Here is a 16,863-nt window from a genome sequence, read left to right as displayed (position 1 = left end):
TTCGGTTTATCACCCTAAATCCTTGACGAGCAAGGGATTGAAGCTTTAAAATGCTTGATATGGCTTTTTATATGTGTTACTCTACATACAGAAAATCTTCACTCTGTTGGACAAACATTCCTCAGAGCGCAGATTTCTCTATAAGAAGCCGTATGTGCCCTTCCTCTGAATTTTTTTCAGAGAGGTTTAGAATCAGGCTGAACTGTGAAGAAATGATAATAATCTACCTGAATTTATTACTTTTGGGAGGAGGTGAAAGGCATGAACAAGACAGAACTAATCAATGCAGTTGCGGAAGCAAGCGAATTGTCTAAAAAAGACGCTACAAAAGCAGTTGACTCTGTTTTTGATACGATTTTAGATGCACTTAAAAATGGTGATAAAATCCAACTGATCGGTTTTGGTAACTTTGAGGTGCGTGAGCGTTCAGCACGTAAAGGACGTAACCCGCAAACAGGTGAAGAAATCGAAATTCCGGCAAGCAAGGTACCTGCTTTCAAACCAGGTAAAGCTCTTAAAGACGCTGTTGCAGGAAAATAATTGTGAATATAGATCGTGTATGCATCTAGCTTACATACACTTTATTTCTTCACAGAAAAGCCCCTTTTTAAGGGGCTTTTCATTTTTTAAAACGCCCCGATCTTTTCGTGACCCATTTAGGGCTTTCGTTTTGCTTTTGGCGTGATATGTGTGCTAGAATCGAAATTAAATGTATTCATTGGTGGAGGACATAGAAGATGAAAGAAGTTAATAAAGAACAGATTGAACAAGCGGTTCGCCAAATTTTAGAAGCGATTGGAGAAGACCCAAACCGGGAAGGGCTGTTGGATACTCCGAAAAGAGTCGCAAAAATGTACGCCGAAGTTTTTTCCGGACTGAATGAAGATCCAAAAGAACATTTTCAAACCGTCTTCGGTGAGGACCATGAAGAGCTTGTTCTTGTGAAGGATATCGCTTTTCATTCTATGTGTGAGCATCATCTTGTTCCTTTTTACGGAAAAGCGCACATTGCTTATATACCGCGCGGCGGAAAGGTCACAGGCCTCAGTAAATTGGCTCGTGCCGTCGAAGCCGTAGCAAAGCGTCCTCAGCTTCAGGAGCGCATTACATCAACGATTGCAGAAAGCATTGTGGAAACACTCGATCCGCACGGCGTGATGGTCGTTGTTGAGGCGGAGCACATGTGCATGACAATGAGAGGCGTCAGAAAGCCGGGGGCAAAAACAGTCACTTCTGCTGTGCGAGGCATTTTCAAAAACGATGCTGCTGCCCGTTCTGAAGTGTTAGATCATATTAAACGACATGACTAAATAAGATAGAGGGTGCTCTTATATGAACCAAAAGCATTCAAGCGATTTTGTCGTCATTAAAGCGGTTGAGGACGGAGTGAATGTAATCGGCCTGACAAGAGGAACAGATACAAAGTTTCATCATTCCGAAAAGCTGGACAAAGGCGAAGTGATCATTGCTCAGTTTACTGAGCATACATCTGCGATTAAAGTCAGAGGCGAGGCCCTCATTCAAACCGCGTATGGAGAAATGAAAAGCGAGAAAAAATAAACTGGCTGTCCCCGCTGTTGCCGCAAATGCTCGCAAACAGCGGGATGATACAGCTAATTTCTTTTTTTTATGCTATAATGATATCTGCGTATAAAAATGACAAAAAAGAATGTATTACATATATGATTTAGAATAAATGTGAATTTGGGGACAAGGGTGATATTTTTGCAAGACATCTACGGAACTTTAGCGAATCTGAATACGAAATTAAAACAAAAGCTGTCACATCCTTATTTAGCGAAACATATTTCCGCGCCTAAAATTGATGAGGATAAGCTTCTTCTTTTTCATGCGTTATTTGAAGAGGCGGACATTAAGCCTGAAGACAAAGAAAATTATATTGTAACAGCGATGCTTGTCCAAAGCGCCCTTGATACCCACGATGAAGTGACAACTGCCAGAGCAATAAAGCGAGACGAAAATAAAAATCGGCAATTGACCGTCCTTGCCGGCGACTATTTCAGCGGGCTGTACTATTCTCTCCTGTCAGAAATGAAGGATATATACATGATCCGGACGCTTGCTACAGCAATTAAAGAGATCAATGAGCATAAAATACGTCTGTACGACCGTTCTGTACGGGATGCAAACCATTTTTTTGAGAGTGTTGCTATTGTGGAGGCGGCATTATTCCATAGAGTATCGGAACACTTCAACCTTCCTCGCTGGAAAATACTATCAAGTGACTTTTTTGTATATAAACGGCTTATGAACGGGCATGATACATTTCTTGATGTGATCGGCGGTTTCGTTCATTCAGGCAAAACAATGGCAGAGATATTGGAAGACAGCCGCAAAAAAGCACAGCACAGCATTGAAACGATCCTGCCTGTGAATTCACCTATTCAAAATATGTTATTAAATCGTCTGAAAACAATCAGCCAAGACAAAACTTATCATCAGAAAGTGGAAGAAGGGTAACCATTATGCAGGAGTCTAAAGAACAGCGAGTACACGGCGTATTTGAGAAAATATATAAAAATTATGACCAGATGAACTCTGTCATCAGTTTTCAGCAGCATAAAAAATGGCGTGAGAAAACAATGCGCATTATGGATGTGAAAGAAGGCGCCAAAGCACTGGATGTGTGCTGCGGAACAGCGGACTGGACCATCGCGCTTGCGGAAGCTGCCGGAAAAACAGGCGAGGTAAAAGGCTTGGATTTCAGCAAAAATATGCTGAGCATCGGCGAAAAAAAAGTAAAAGACGGCGGATACAGCCAAATCGAACTGCTGCACGGAAATGCGATGGAACTTCCTTTTGATGATGATTCATTTGATTATGTCACAATAGGTTTCGGACTTCGCAACGTTCCGGACTATTTAACGGTTTTGAAAGAGATGAAGCGTGTGGTAAAGCCAGGCGGACAGGTCGTTTGCCTTGAAACGTCCCAGCCTGAAATGTTTGGTTTTAAGCAAGCCTATTTTATGTACTTTAAATATATTATGCCGTTTTTCGGCAAGCTGTTTGCGAAAAGCTATAAAGAATACTCTTGGCTTCAAGAATCAGCAAGAGAATTTCCCGGTATGAAGGAACTTGCGCGCCTGTTTGAAGAGGCGGGCCTTAAAAGTGTCAAGTATCATTCGTTTACTGGCGGTGTCGCTGCCACGCATATCGGATGGAAATAACGAATACACAGATGTTTGGGTGAATGATATGAAATTTAAAATGGCCTATTCTTTTTTAAATGACGATATTGATATAATCGAAAAAGAACTTGAACAAACCGTACGTTCCGACTATCCGTTATTAAGTGAAGCGGGGCTTCATCTGCTCCAAGCGGGAGGCAAACGAATCCGCCCGGTTTTTGTTTTGCTTTCCGGAATGTTTGGAAACTACGACATTAACAAGATCAAATATGTCGCCGTCACATTAGAAATGATTCACATGGCGTCTCTTGTTCATGATGATGTGATAGACGATGCTGAGCTTAGAAGAGGGAAGCCTACGATCAAAGCAAAGTGGGACAATCGTATCGCAATGTATACGGGCGATTATATGCTTGCCGGCTCTCTTGAGATGATGACAAGAATTAACGAACCGAAAGCTCACCGTATTCTGTCTCAAACAATTGTTGAAGTATGCCTCGGTGAAATCGAGCAGATTAAAGATAAATACAACATGGAACAAAACCTAAGAACGTATTTGCGGCGTATAAAAAGAAAAACCGCTATCCTCATTGCCGTCAGCTGTCAGCTGGGAGCCATTGCTTCCGGTGCGGATGAAAAGGTTCATAAAGCGTTGTATTGGTTTGGCTATTATGTGGGGATGTCTTATCAGATTATCGATGATATTTTAGATTTCACTTCAACAGAAGAAGAGCTTGGGAAACCGGTCGGAGGAGATTTGCTGCAAGGAAATATCACACTCCCGGTTTTATATGCATTGGAGCATCCCGGATTGCGAAATCAGCTTAAATTGATAAATAGCGAGACGACACAGGAACAGCTTAATCCTATTATTGAAGAAATTAAGAAAACAAATGCGATCAAAAAATCAATGGCCGTCAGTGAAATGTATTTGGAGAAGGCTTTCCAAAAACTAAATACTTTGCCGAGAGGGCGCGCGCGCTCATCCCTTGCTTCCATCGCAAAATATATCGGAAAACGAAAATTTTAAGTTTTTTTCGAACAAGATGTGAATTTTCTCCTCCCCTGATTGATTAATTGTCAGAAAGATGTTACGATTTCGTTGTACAACGTGAAAGCCTATACATACATAATGATGGGGTGGAGAATCTTATGGAAAAGACGTTTATCATGGTAAAACCTGACGGTGTAGAACGCCAGCTAGTCGGTGAAATTTTGTCTAGATTTGAACGTAAGGGCTTACAATTGGCCGGAGCCAAATTGATGGCCGTTTCTGAGCAAATGGCAGAAAATCATTATGCAGAACATAAAGGTAAACCATTCTTCGGAGAACTCGTGGAATTTATCACTTCAGGTCCCGTATTTGCGATGGTATGGGAAGGTGAGAACGTAATTGAAGTGACAAGGCAGCTGATCGGAAAAACAAATCCGCAAGAAGCATTGCCGGGCACGATTCGCGGAGACTTCGGAATGTTTGTAGGAAAAAATATTATCCATGGATCTGATTCTTTAGAAAGCGCAGAGCGCGAGATTAATATTTTCTTTAAACAAGAGGAATTAGTGCCTTATCAAAAACTCATGACCAATTGGATTTATTAAACATCAGCTGAAAGGCTCATGCTTTAAGACAATTTTATTGGTTTCAGCTTTCTCTCGATTGTAAGGGTTTTCAATAATGTGTTAACAAATGGCAGGGTTTGCAAAACCCTGCCATTTCCCGTTTGAAATCAGCTGAAAGGCTGATTTTTTTGTTGAAACGATACAATTCCCCTAGAAAAAAAGCTATACTAGGACAAAAGAAAGCAAGGCTGGGAGAGAATCAATGGAAGCATACAATATATTCATCAGCAAATGGAAACAATTAACTGGAGTAGATCTTACTTTATACAAAGAAGCACAAATGAAGAGAAGGCTTACCTCATTATATGAAAAAAAGGGTTATCAGAACTTTAAGGAATTTGCTGAGGCTCTTGAGAAGGATCAGCGGCTTTTAAATGAAACATTAGACAGGATGACGATTAATGTTTCAGAATTTTACCGTAATTATAAAAGGTGGGAGGTTCTTGAAACCTCGATTTTACCATTAATAAAACATAAAAAACCGTTAAACATATGGAGTGCGGCATGTTCCACGGGAGAGGAACCGTATACGCTGGCCATGATTCTCGAGCAGCAAAAAGGGCTGTCCGGTTTTCAGATTTTGGCGACAGATATTGATGAGAAAGCGCTCGAAAAAGCAAAAACAGGAATATATCAGGAACGTTCATTACAGGAGGTTCCCGCGTCGGTAAAAGACAGGTTTTTTAAACAGAATGATGACAGAAGCTATCAAGTGAAAGCGGATATTAAAAAAAATATCAGGTTCAAAAAGCACAACCTGCTCGCTGATCGCTATGAACAGGATTTTGACTTAATTGTCTGCCGAAACGTTTTTATTTATTTTACAGAACAGGCGAAGGAAGAGCTGTACTTAAAAATGGCGCAAAGCCTGAAAAAGAACGGAATTTTATTCGTCGGCAGCACAGAGCAAATCTTCAACCCTGAGAAATACGGTCTGGTTTCTGCTGATACATTCTTTTATCAAAAAAGATAGAATGACTTTTCACTAAAAAATATGTTATAGTTTTACTTAAAAGCGTTAATGTGATGAAGGGAGAAGAGGTCATGAGATATTTAACAGCTGGAGAATCACACGGTCCGCAATTGACAACCATTATAGAAGGTGTGCCTGCGGGGCTTTACATAACAGAAGAAGACATCAATTTTGAGCTTGCAAGACGCCAAAAAGGCCATGGACGGGGCCGCCGGATGCAGATTGAAAAAGACCAGGCGAAAATTATGAGCGGTGTACGTCACGCACGCACACTAGGTTCACCAATCGCGCTTGTTGTAGAAAACAAGGATTGGACCCACTGGACAAAGATTATGGGGGCTGCTCCCATTACTGAGGAAGAAGAAAATGAAATGAAACGGCAGATCTCAAGACCGAGACCGGGGCATGCCGATTTGAACGGTGCGATTAAATATAATCATCGTGATATGAGAAATGTGCTTGAACGTTCTTCTGCGAGAGAAACGACGGTAAGAGTGGCTGCTGGTGCCGTAGCGAAACAAATTCTTTCAGCGCTCGGCATTAAAGTGGCGGGCCACGTATTGGAAATTGGAGGCGTAAAAGCTGAAAAAACCGATTATACCTCTATTGAAGACCTGAAGCGAGTTACTGAGGAATCGCCAGTCAGATGCTATGACGAAGAAGCCGGCCGTAAAATGATGGATGCCATTGATGAAGCGAAAGCCAATGGAGATTCAATCGGCGGTATTGTAGAAGTTATTGTCGAAGGCATGCCTGTAGGTGTCGGCAGCTATGTTCACTATGACCGGAAACTCGACAGCAAACTTGCTGCCGCTGTATTATCAATCAACGCTTTCAAAGGTGTAGAGTTTGGCATCGGTTTTGAGGCGGCAGGCAAAAACGGAAGTGAAGTGCATGACGAAATCATTTGGGATGAGGAAAAAGGCTATACACGCGCAACCAACAGACTTGGAGGACTCGAAGGCGGTATGACGACAGGAATGCCGATTGTCGTCCGCGGTGTGATGAAGCCAATCCCTACATTGTATAAACCGCTGAAGAGCGTAGATATCGAAACAAAAGAGCCGTTTTCTGCAAGTATCGAACGGTCAGACAGCTGTGCGGTGCCGGCAGCAAGCGTAGTGGCTGAAGCAGCTGTGGCATGGGAAATTGCGAATGCCGTCGTTGAACAATTCGGCTTGGATCAGATTGACCGAATTAAAGAAAATGTGGAGAACATGAAAAAGCTGTCGAGGGAATTTTAATGAGAACACTGCATGTGGAAACAGCTTCCTCTTCATATCCTGTTTTTATCGGCGAAGGCATTAGAAAACAGGCTTCCGCGCTTTTGTCTTCATTGAACAGGCCGTTGACCAGTATTTTGCTCATTACGGATGAAGAAGTGGACCGCCTGTACGGTGAGGAAATGTGTCGTATATTAGAGGAGAAATGGTCCGTGAAAAAAGTGACGGTGCCAAGCGGCGAGCAGGCTAAATCCTTAGAGGTGTATACCCGGCTTCAGACGGAAGCCATTTCATTTCACATGGATCGCTCCTCCTGTATCATCGCTTTTGGCGGCGGGGTTGTAGGAGATCTAGCCGGATTTGTGGCAGCCACGTTCATGCGGGGGATCGACTTCATTCAAATGCCGACGACGCTTTTGGCCCATGACAGCGCGGTAGGAGGAAAAGTAGCCGTTAACCATCCGATGGGGAAAAATTTGATCGGTGCTTTTTATCAGCCGAAAGCCGTGCTATACGATACAGAATTATTACACACACTTCCTCAAAAAGAGCTGAGATCAGGGATGGCAGAGGTCATTAAGCACGCTTTTATTTATGATAAAGCGTTTTTAGAGGAGCTATTGAGCATTCAAGCGCTGGATGACATAAACAGTGAACAGCTCAATGAGATGATTTATAAAGGCATTTCCATTAAATCATCTGTTGTCAATCAAGATGAAAAGGAAGAAGGAATCAGAGCCTTCTTAAATTTCGGTCATACACTCGGTCACGCTGTTGAGGCGGAATATGGCTACGGCCAGATTACCCACGGTGACGCAGTGGCGCTCGGAATGCAGTTCGCTTTGTATGTAAGTGAACAAGCAGAAGGATGCCAAATGGACAGAGAGCTTCTTACGGAATGGTTCAAGAAGCTGGGATATCCTCTTAGAATTAAACAGGAAGTTTCTACATCTGTACTAGTAAACCGTATGATGAATGATAAAAAAACCCGCGGGGGCATTATTCAGTTTATCGTATTGAAACAAATCGGCCAGGTAGCCGACCATGCGTTTTCAAAAGATGAACTGGAAAATTGGCTGAACAAATGGCGAATGGAGGAGACAGCATGATGATTCGCGGCATTCGCGGAGCAACAACCGTTGAAAATGATACAGAACAAGAGATCTTAAGCAAAACAAAACAGCTGTTGGAAAAAATGATCACAGAAAACAAAACAAAGCCGGAAGATGTTGTCCAAATGCTTCTTTCGGCGACTCCTGATTTGCATTCTGTTTTTCCAGCCAAAGCCGTGCGTGAAATCGCCGGATGGCAATATGTTCCGGTGACCTGTATGCAGGAAATGGACGTAAATGGCGGTTTAAAAAAATGTGTGCGTGTCATGATGACCGTTCAGACCGATGTGCCGCAAGATCAAATCAAACACATTTATTTAGAAAAAGCGGTCGGATTAAGACCAGATTTATCATTGACAAAAAATACTGAATTGTAATACGATAAGAACAGCTTAGAAATACACAAAAGTGTGTATAAAGCAGAAGTTAGAACAGTTGAGTTAGAGAATAGGGTAGCTGAGAATGAGTTTAGTTGAGCTGAGGACAAATTTGTTAATTCCTACCCAAAAGAAGTTTATTCTTTTGGGTTTATTTTGTATACATTTCATTCCCTCTTATACCTCACCTCATTCTCCTTGCCATAAGGAGTGAGAAGATGAATTTCCAATCAAATATTTCCGCATTTTTAAAGGACAGCTTGTCTCATAACACCATTCCCATTGTGGAGACTTTCACAGTGGATACACTGACACCCATTCAAATGATTGAAAAGCTGGACCGAAAAATCACTTATCTGCTTGAAAGCAAGGACGATACATCAAGCTGGTCAAGATATTCTTTTATCGGCATCAATCCCTTCATCACCATTAAAGAGCAAAAAGGACAATTTTTAGCGATTGACTCAGAACATCAGACGCTTTATACAGGAAACGAATTAAAAGCCGTTCTTGATTGGATGAACGAAACATATCGGATTAAAACACCAGAACTTGATATCCCGTTTGTAGGCGGGGCGGTGGGTTATTTAAGCTATGACATGATACCGCTGATTGAGCCGGCAATTCAGAGCCACAGTCAAGCAACTGATTTGGAAAAGTGCATGCTGTTTGTTTGCAGAACGATGCTGGCGTACGACCATGAAACAAAAAAAGTACACTTCATCCAGTATGCGAGGCTAAACGGACAAGAAGCAGAGTCCGAAAAAATTGATATATTTAACGAGAATCAAGGCGAACTTCAAAGAATCATGGATCAAATGACGGAGAATAAAAACTTAACAGAGCTTTTCCTATCATCAGAAACTTATACGACACCAAGCTTTGACTCAGTCTCTTCTAATTATGAAAAGCGTGAGTTTATGGCGGATGTAGAGAGAATAAAAGAATATATTAAATCGGGTGATATCTTTCAAGGTGTGCTGTCACAAAAATTTGAGATTCCGATAACAGTGGACTCTTTTGAACTATACAGAGTGCTGCGCATTGTCAACCCCTCACCCTATATGTATTACATCAAGCTGCCTGACCGGGAAATTGTCGGAAGCTCTCCCGAACGGTTAATTCATGTTCAAGACGGCCATCTGGAAATTCATCCGATAGCGGGAACGAGAAAAAGAGGAGCTGATATAGAGGAAGATGAAAAGCTGAAAATAGAGCTGATGAAAGATGAAAAGGAGAAGGCGGAACATTACATGCTTGTTGACCTTGCGAGAAATGACATAGGCAGAGTGGCGGAGTACGGCTCGGTTGCTGTTCCGGAGTTTACAAAAATTGTTTCCTTCTCACATGTGATGCATATTATCTCTATCGTCACAGGCCGATTGAAAGACGGCGTCCATCCTGTAGACGCATTAATGTCAGCATTTCCTGCAGGCACTTTAACGGGCGCCCCTAAAATCCGTGCCATGCAGCTATTGAACGAATTAGAACCGACGCCGCGTGAAACGTATGGCGGCTGCATCGCTTACATCGGATTTGACGGAAGTATTGATTCATGTATTACGATTCGCACAATGAGCGTAAAAAAAGGTGTCGCTTCTATACAAGCCGGAGCGGGTATTGTGGCTGATTCCGTGCCGGAAGCCGAATATGAAGAAAGCTGCAATAAGGCGGGGGCTTTGCTGAAAACCATTCATATTGCGGAAGACATGTTCCGAAGCAAGGGGGATGAAGCGGATGAACAAATTTCTGCTATCATGCGTTAATGGCAGCACATTATCTGTTCGCGAAGCGGAAGACCTCATGCAGCTCATGATGAGCGGAAATATGGGACCGACTGAGATGGGCGGGATTTTATCAGTATTGGCTCATCGGGGAGAAACCGCAGAAGAACTGGCAGGGTTTGTAAAAGTGATGCGCGACCATGCGCTCAAGATAGACGGCCTGCCTGACGTTGTTGATACATGCGGAACGGGTGGAGACGGGATCTCCACGTTTAACATTTCAACTGCCGCTGCGATTGCGGCCTCTGCAGCCGGAGCCAAAATTGCAAAGCACGGAAACCGCTCAGTATCTTCAAAAAGCGGAAGCGCAGATGTTTTAGAGAGATTGGGAGTTTCTATTCAATCAACTCCGGAGAAGGTAAGGCAAAGCATAAAAACAAAAAATATGGGCTTTCTGTTTGCCCCGCTGTATCATTCGTCTATGAAACATGTCGCAGTCGCAAGAAAAGAGCTCGGTTTCAGAACGATTTTTAACTTGCTTGGCCCTCTCAGCAATCCTTTGCAGACGAAGCGCCAAGTCATCGGGGTATACTCAACGGAAAAAGCCAAGCTGATGGCAAGCGCTCTGGAAAGCTTCCATCCGAAACATGTTCTGTTTGTTTCGAGCCGCGACGGACTAGACGAGCTGTCCGTGACATCACCGACCGATGTCATCGAATTAAAGGACGGTGCCCGGCGGGAGTATACCGTATCGCCTGAAGAATTCGGTTTTAAAGCGGGGGAGTTGAAAGATATTCAGGTGCAGTCTCCCCAAGAAAGCGCGTTGTTGATTCAGAAAATTTTTGAAAATGAAAGTAATTCATCAGCCCTGAACATTACGGCTTTAAATGCGGGCGCCGCCATTTATGCGGCTGGGATTGCCGCTAATATGAAAGAAGGCGTACAGCTCGCCTTAGAAACGATAAAAAACGGAAATGCCCGCGCACAGCTTGAACGTCTTAAACAGAAAGAGGAAGAGATCTATGCTTGATAAAATTATTGCCCAAAAAAAAGAAGAAGTAAAAACGATTATTTTACCAGAGGAACAAATTGTTATAAAACGTTCTTTTAAACAGGCGCTTGCAAATCCGAACCGATTTATCGGGTTGATTGCAGAAGTGAAAAAAGCGTCTCCTTCAAAAGGACTGATTAAAGAAAATTTCATCCCTGACATGATTGCTCAAGATTATGAAGCGGCAAAGGCGGATACGCTTTCTGTATTAACGGACACACCCTTTTTTCTAGGCGAAAATCACTATTTGACAGATGTTAAGCGGGCTGTCTCAATTCCGGTCCTGAGAAAAGATTTCATCATAGATTCTATTCAAGTACAAGAATCGAAGAGAATCGGGGCAGACGCGATCCTTCTGATCGGTGAAGCGCTCGATCCTTTGAAACTGCACGAACTTTACACAGAAGCACAAGAATCAGGGATGGATGTTTTAGTGGAGGTCCATGATGAATTGACGCTTGAACGGATTTTGAAGGTGTTTACGCCGGATATTATCGGCATTAACAATCGAAACTTAAAAACATTTGAAACCTCGGTGACGCAGACAGAAAAAATCGCAGCTCTCGTTCCGAAAGACAGCCTGCTCGTCAGTGAAAGCGGCATTGGGACCTTGGAGCATCTGCAATTCGTAAAAGAACATGGAGCGAAAGCGGTACTCATAGGAGAGTCACTAATGAGGCAGCCGTCACAGCAAGAAGCAGTCCATGCTTTGTTTGGGGAGTGAGGCTGTGAAAAAGCCCGAATTAAAATACTGCGGCATTCGCTCTCTCCAAGATTTGCAGACAGCAGCAACATCACAAGCCGATTATTTGGGATTCATTTTTGCTGAGAGCAAACGAAAAGTGTCGGCGGCTGAAGTGAAACAGTGGTGCAGCCAAGTGCATATAGGCGATAAAAAACGTGTGGGTGTTTTTGTTAATGAAAAAAATGCGAACATAGCTCGTATTGCCAATGACCTTCAGCTTGATGTCATTCAGCTGCACGGCGACGAAATCCCGAAAGATGCCGTAAACCTGCGTTCTCTCGCGGATTGTGAAGTATGGAAAGCACTGCATCATAATCAGGGCACAATTCAGCAAATGAAGCGTTTTGCGGCGGCCGTCGATGGGTTTGTAATTGATTCATCTGTCAAAGGGATGAGAGGCGGAAGCGGTATTTCGTTCTCTTGGGAGAGTGTGCCTGCATATCAGCAGGAAGCTGAGCGGACAACAAAACGGTGTTTTATTGCAGGCGGTGTAAATCCGGAAACGATTGCCGGACTGCTCAAATGGAGGCCAGGCGGGATTGATCTGGCGAGCGGAATTGAAAGAAACGGAAAAAAAGATCAAATTCTCATCAAGCTTTTAGAAGAAAGGATGAACCACTATGTATCAATATCCAAATGAAATCGGCAGGTTTGGCGAGTTTGGCGGAAAATTTGTTCCTGAAACGCTGATGCAGCCTTTAGAAGAAATTGAAAAAGCATTCAAAGAAATAAAGAATGATCCTGTTTTCGAAGCAGAGTATAAAAAGCTGTTATTCGACTATTCCGGAAGGCCGACAGCGCTGACATTTGCTGATCAGGTGACAAATCATTTAGGCGGGGCTAAAATTTATTTAAAAAGAGAAGATTTAAACCATACAGGTTCCCACAAAATCAATAACGCTTTGGGGCAGGCTCTGCTTGCAAAAAAAATGGGCAAAACAAAAATCATTGCTGAAACAGGGGCAGGCCAGCACGGTGTCGCAGCGGCGACAGTAGCCGCGAAATTTGGTTTTCCCTGTACCGTTTTTATGGGAGAAGAAGATGTGGCACGTCAGTCGCTGAATGTGTTCCGTATGAAACTTCTGGGAGCAGAAGTGGTTCCGGTCACAAGCGGAAATGGTACGCTTAAGGACGCAACGAATGAAGCGATCAGATACTGGGTCCAGCATTGTGAAGACCATTTTTATATGATCGGTTCTGTAGTAGGTCCTCATCCGTACCCTTACATTGTTCGTGAATTCCAAAGAATAATCGGCGATGAAGCGAAAGAACAGCTGCGCGGCATAGAAGGAAATCTTCCGGACAAAGTGGTTGCATGTGTTGGCGGAGGAAGCAATGCTATTGGTATCTTTCAGGCTTTTTTAGCGGAAAATGTAGAATTGATAGGCGCAGAAGCCGCCGGAAAAGGAATTGACACTTCTCTTCACGCAGCCACTATCTCAAAAGGAACAAAAGGTGTCATCCACGGATCGCTGACTTATTTGATTCAGGATCAATTCGGCCAGATCATAGAGCCATACTCCATTTCGGCAGGATTGGACTATCCGGGAATCGGGCCGGAGCATGCTTATCTTCACCAAAGCGGCCGAGTGAAGTATGAAAGTGTGACGGATGATGAAGCGGTCGCTGCATTAAGGCTTCTCTCCGAAAAAGAAGGCATTTTGCCGGCAATCGAATCTGCCCATGCATTAGCTAAAGCGTTTGAAATGGCTAAAGAAATGGAACGTGAGCAAAGTATACTCGTTTGTTTGTCAGGAAGAGGAGACAAAGACGTGAACACATTGATGCAAGTATTGGAAGATGAGGTGAATGCGCATGTTTAATTTGAAACAGAAACCTTCTGACAAATTGTTTATCCCCTTCATTACGGCCGGAGACCCTTTGCCAGAGGTCTCTATTGAGCTTGCAAAGTCCCTTCAAAAAGCGGGAGCTTCCGCGCTGGAGCTGGGTGTCGCCTACTCAGACCCGCTTGCCGACGGACCGGTTATCCAGCGTGCTTCGAAACGGGCGCTTGCCAATGAGATGAATATCGTAAAAGCCATAGAATTAGGCGGTAAAATGAAAAAAAGTGGTGTCGATATTCCGATAATTCTCTTTACGTATTATAATCCTGTGTTACAATTGAACAAAGAACACTTTTTCGCTTTACTGCGGGAAAATCATATAGACGGCTTGCTTGTTCCGGATTTGCCATTAGAGGAAAGTGCCCAGCTTCAGCAAGAATGCAAAAAAAATAATGTGACCTATATTTCCTTGGTGGCACCGACAAGCGAAAGTCGTTTGAAAAAAATTACAGAACAGGCCGAGGGCTTCGTATATTGTGTGTCTTCATTAGGCGTGACCGGCGTTCGCAATGAATTCGACTCAGCAGTCTACTCCTTTATCCGGACGGTTAAGGAGCTCAGCTCTGCTCCTGTGGCTGTAGGCTTCGGAATCTCCAGCCGCGAACAGGTAATCAAGATGAATGAGATGTGTGACGGTGTCGTTGTAGGCAGCGCACTGGTCAGAAAAATAGAAGAATTGCAAGACCAGCTCGTCTGTCAGGATACAAGGGAGCGTGCGGTGCAAACATTTGAAAAATATGCGAAGACGTTTAGTGGCTTGTACAGTTTAAAATGAGGTGACTGGATTTGCGAATCAAAGAACAATTAAAACAGCTGAAGCCTTATCAGCCTGGAAAACCAATTGAAGAAGTAAAAAGGGAATACGGCCTGGACAAAGTCGTTAAGCTGGCTTCTAATGAGAACCCATTCGGCTGTTCTGAAGCTGCAAAAGAAGCTCTTCAACAAGAAATTGAACAGCTGGCGCTTTATCCGGATGGCTATAGCGCCGCTTTGCGTACAAGGCTCAGTGAACATCTTAATGTAAGTGAAAAGTCCCTCATCTTTGGCAATGGTTCTGATGAGCTTGTCCAAATCATCTGCCGATCATTTTTAAATGAAAAGACAAACACAATTACAGCAGCTTCGACGTTTCCTCAATATAAACACAATGCGGTCATTGAGGGCGCGGAAGTTCGTGAAATTGCGATTCGTCAAGACGGCGGTCATGATCTTGATGCGATGTTAGCAGCCATTGATGAAAATACACAAATCGTGTGGGTATGCAGTCCGAATAATCCGACGGGAACCTATACAGCAGAAAGCGAATTGCTTTCGTTTTTAAACCGTGTGCCGAGCCATGTGCTCGTAGTGCTGGATGAAGCGTATTATGAATATGTAACGGCTGAGGATTATCCGGAAAGTATACCGCTTTTGGAAAAACACCCTAATCTGATCATTTTGCGGACCTTTTCAAAAGCCTATGGTCTGGCGGCGTTAAGAGTCGGTTACGGCATTGCAAGCGAGGCGCTGATCCGTCAGATTGAGCCTGCGAGAGAACCGTTTAATACAAGCCGCCTTGGTCAGGCTGCCGCGATCGCCGCGCTTAGCGATCAGGACTTTATCGCATCCTGTGTGAAAAAAAATGCTGCCGGTCTTAAGCAATATTATGACTTTGCCAAAACACACGGATTAAGATACTATCCTTCACAAACCAACTTTGTATTAATTGATTTTAACCGTCCGGCGGATGAACTTTTCCAAGCTTTACTGCAAAAAGGCTATATTGTGCGGTCTGGAAATGCGTTGGGATTCCCGACCTCGCTGCGGATAACAATCGGAACGAAAGAGCAAAATGAGGAAATCCTCACAATTTTAGCTGAAATGTTATAAGAGGTGATCATGCATCACCTCTTTAGTCTATCAAACCAGGTGATTAAGATATGAATCAAACCAAAAATACAATATTGCTCGCGGGACTTGGATTAATCGGCGGCTCCATCGCGTTGGCAGTCAAAAAGCAATTTCCGGACAAGCGGATCATCGGCGTTGACATCTCAGAAGAGCAGCTTGTGGCAGCATTAAAGCTTGGCGTAATAGATGAAAGTGCCGATTCGTTTATTGAAGGAGCGAAAAAGGCTTCAACCATTGTTATTGCGACCCCTGTTGCACAAACCTTGCTTATGCTGGATGAATTGGCTCAATCGGGCATCAAACACCAGCTTTTGATTACGGATGTAGGAAGCACCAAACAAAAAGTCGTCCGCTATGCAGATCAAGTGCTGCCTGAACATTATCATTTTATCGGCGGCCATCCGATGGCAGGCTCTCATAAATCCGGAGTCGCGGCGGCGAAGGAATTTTTGTTTGAAAATGCTTTTTACATTTTAACGCCAGGCCGTAACGCGGCGAAAGAAGCGGTCGATCAAATCAAAAAGCTGCTGAAAGCGACAAATGCCCAATTTGTTGAAATGACTCCGGAAGAGCACGATGGCGTAACAAGCGTCATCAGCCACTTTCCTCATATAGTTGCGGCCAGTCTTGTCCATCAGACTCATCATTCGGAAGAGTTATATCCGCTCGTGAAGCGGTTTGCGGCGGGAGGATTTCGGGATATTACCCGCATCGCTTCAAGCAGTCCTGCGATGTGGAGAGATATTCTGTTACATAATAAAGAAAAAATACTGGATCGCTTTGATGAATGGAAACGAGAAATCGAAACCATTCAAACCTATGTGGAAAACGAAGATGCAAAAAAGCTTTTCGACTATTTTAAAATGGCGAAGGACTATCGTGACGGGCTGCCGCTTCGGCAAAAAGGAGCGATTCCGGCTTTTTATGATCTTTACGTAGATGTGCCTGATCATCCCGGAGTTATTTCTGAAATAACAGCAATCCTGGCTGAAGAGCGCATCAGTATAACGAATATAAGGATTATTGAAACACGAGAAGACATAAACGGGATTTTAAGAATCAGTTTTCAAACCGACAATGACCGCAAGCGGGCTGAAAATTGCATAGAATCCCGTGCAGAATATGAAACTTTTTATGCTGATTGAGGTGGAAAAC

19 protein-coding genes are annotated in these 16,863 nt (G+C 43.4%); all 19 read left to right on the top strand.

Translation table 11 applies throughout. From position 1 onward, the window contains the following. Positions 1 to 261: 261 nt before the first annotated feature. The 19 genes from hbs (at position 262) to AAHT65_RS18620 (ending at position 16,853) form a co-directional block, all read left to right on the top strand. Positions 262 to 540, top strand: coding sequence for a non-specific DNA-binding protein Hbs (gene hbs, locus AAHT65_RS18710; protein ID WP_003153447.1), 279 nt, complete (start codon positions 262 to 264; stop codon positions 538 to 540). A 197-nt stretch (positions 541 to 737) separates the two neighbouring features. Then, entirely contained in the window at positions 738 to 1,310 is a 573-nt protein-coding gene (gene folE / locus AAHT65_RS18705; RefSeq protein ID WP_004429751.1) for a GTP cyclohydrolase I FolE, read from the top strand. 22 nt (positions 1,311 to 1,332) lie between these two features. Beyond that, a complete protein-coding gene (gene mtrB, locus AAHT65_RS18700) occupies positions 1,333 to 1,560 on the top strand; it encodes a trp RNA-binding attenuation protein MtrB (RefSeq protein WP_003230576.1) in 228 nt (75 codons plus the stop codon). A gap of 165 nt (positions 1,561 to 1,725) precedes the next feature. Then, complete coding sequence (hepS, locus tag AAHT65_RS18695; protein ID WP_004429753.1) at positions 1,726 to 2,481, top strand: heptaprenyl diphosphate synthase component 1; 756 nt, start codon at positions 1,726 to 1,728, stop codon at positions 2,479 to 2,481. 5 nt (positions 2,482 to 2,486) lie between these two features. Continuing rightward, a complete protein-coding gene (menG, locus tag AAHT65_RS18690; protein WP_094232287.1) occupies positions 2,487 to 3,188 on the top strand; it encodes a demethylmenaquinone methyltransferase in 702 nt (233 codons plus the stop codon). Between the two features lie 28 nt (positions 3,189 to 3,216). Continuing rightward, entirely contained in the window at positions 3,217 to 4,179 is a 963-nt protein-coding gene (gene hepT, locus AAHT65_RS18685) for a heptaprenyl diphosphate synthase component II (RefSeq protein WP_010789066.1), read from the top strand. A 122-nt stretch (positions 4,180 to 4,301) separates the two neighbouring features. After that, on the top strand, positions 4,302 to 4,748 hold the full coding sequence (ndk, locus tag AAHT65_RS18680) for a nucleoside-diphosphate kinase (protein ID WP_004429759.1): 447 nt from the start codon (positions 4,302 to 4,304) through the stop codon (positions 4,746 to 4,748). 223 nt (positions 4,749 to 4,971) lie between these two features. Continuing rightward, on the top strand, positions 4,972 to 5,742 hold the full coding sequence (locus AAHT65_RS18675) for a protein-glutamate O-methyltransferase (protein WP_094232285.1): 771 nt from the start codon (positions 4,972 to 4,974) through the stop codon (positions 5,740 to 5,742). 71 nt (positions 5,743 to 5,813) lie between these two features. Further along, positions 5,814 to 6,986, top strand: coding sequence for a chorismate synthase (gene aroC, locus AAHT65_RS18670; RefSeq protein ID WP_151290494.1), 1,173 nt, complete (start codon positions 5,814 to 5,816; stop codon positions 6,984 to 6,986). Further along, positions 6,986 to 8,074: a 3-dehydroquinate synthase gene (gene aroB, locus AAHT65_RS18665; RefSeq protein WP_343310666.1), complete on the top strand. Its 1,089-nt coding sequence runs from the start codon at positions 6,986 to 6,988 to the stop codon at positions 8,072 to 8,074. Before aroC ends, aroB begins: the two co-directional genes overlap by 1 nt. Further along, positions 8,071 to 8,454 (top strand): chorismate mutase, encoded by a 384-nt coding sequence (gene aroH, locus AAHT65_RS18660; protein ID WP_010789062.1) that lies wholly within the window; start codon positions 8,071 to 8,073, stop codon positions 8,452 to 8,454. Before aroB ends, aroH begins: the two co-directional genes overlap by 4 nt. A 218-nt stretch (positions 8,455 to 8,672) precedes the next feature. Beyond that, positions 8,673 to 10,220 carry an anthranilate synthase component I gene (gene trpE, locus AAHT65_RS18655; protein ID WP_199680778.1) on the top strand — a complete coding sequence of 516 codons (1,548 nt, stop codon included), beginning with the start codon at positions 8,673 to 8,675 and terminating at the stop codon, positions 10,218 to 10,220. Continuing rightward, positions 10,192 to 11,208: an anthranilate phosphoribosyltransferase gene (trpD, locus tag AAHT65_RS18650; RefSeq protein WP_343310665.1), complete on the top strand. Its 1,017-nt coding sequence runs from the start codon at positions 10,192 to 10,194 to the stop codon at positions 11,206 to 11,208. The genes trpE and trpD overlap by 29 nt, the downstream gene beginning before the upstream one ends. Beyond that, positions 11,201 to 11,953 (top strand): indole-3-glycerol phosphate synthase TrpC, encoded by a 753-nt coding sequence (gene trpC / locus AAHT65_RS18645; protein ID WP_343310664.1) that lies wholly within the window; start codon positions 11,201 to 11,203, stop codon positions 11,951 to 11,953. Before trpD ends, trpC begins: the two co-directional genes overlap by 8 nt. A gap of 4 nt (positions 11,954 to 11,957) precedes the next feature. Beyond that, on the top strand, positions 11,958 to 12,614 hold the full coding sequence (locus AAHT65_RS18640) for a phosphoribosylanthranilate isomerase (RefSeq protein WP_094232280.1): 657 nt from the start codon (positions 11,958 to 11,960) through the stop codon (positions 12,612 to 12,614). Further along, a complete protein-coding gene (trpB, locus tag AAHT65_RS18635) occupies positions 12,595 to 13,797 on the top strand; it encodes a tryptophan synthase subunit beta (protein ID WP_094232279.1) in 1,203 nt (400 codons plus the stop codon). Before AAHT65_RS18640 ends, trpB begins: the two co-directional genes overlap by 20 nt. Next, on the top strand, positions 13,790 to 14,593 hold the full coding sequence (gene trpA, locus AAHT65_RS18630) for a tryptophan synthase subunit alpha (protein ID WP_106271182.1): 804 nt from the start codon (positions 13,790 to 13,792) through the stop codon (positions 14,591 to 14,593). Before trpB ends, trpA begins: the two co-directional genes overlap by 8 nt. Before the next feature lie 11 nt (positions 14,594 to 14,604). Further along, positions 14,605 to 15,687, top strand: coding sequence for a histidinol-phosphate transaminase (gene hisC, locus AAHT65_RS18625; RefSeq protein WP_013390581.1), 1,083 nt, complete (start codon positions 14,605 to 14,607; stop codon positions 15,685 to 15,687). A gap of 50 nt (positions 15,688 to 15,737) precedes the next feature. Continuing rightward, on the top strand, positions 15,738 to 16,853 hold the full coding sequence (locus tag AAHT65_RS18620; RefSeq protein WP_088117469.1) for a prephenate dehydrogenase: 1,116 nt from the start codon (positions 15,738 to 15,740) through the stop codon (positions 16,851 to 16,853). The last annotated feature ends 10 nt before the right edge of the window (positions 16,854 to 16,863 follow it).

This window comes from Bacillus atrophaeus (assembly GCF_039519175.1).
GTDB classification, from domain to species: Bacteria; Bacillota; Bacilli; order Bacillales; family Bacillaceae; genus Bacillus; species Bacillus atrophaeus.
This window is presented reverse-complemented; position numbering and strand designations above follow the sequence as displayed.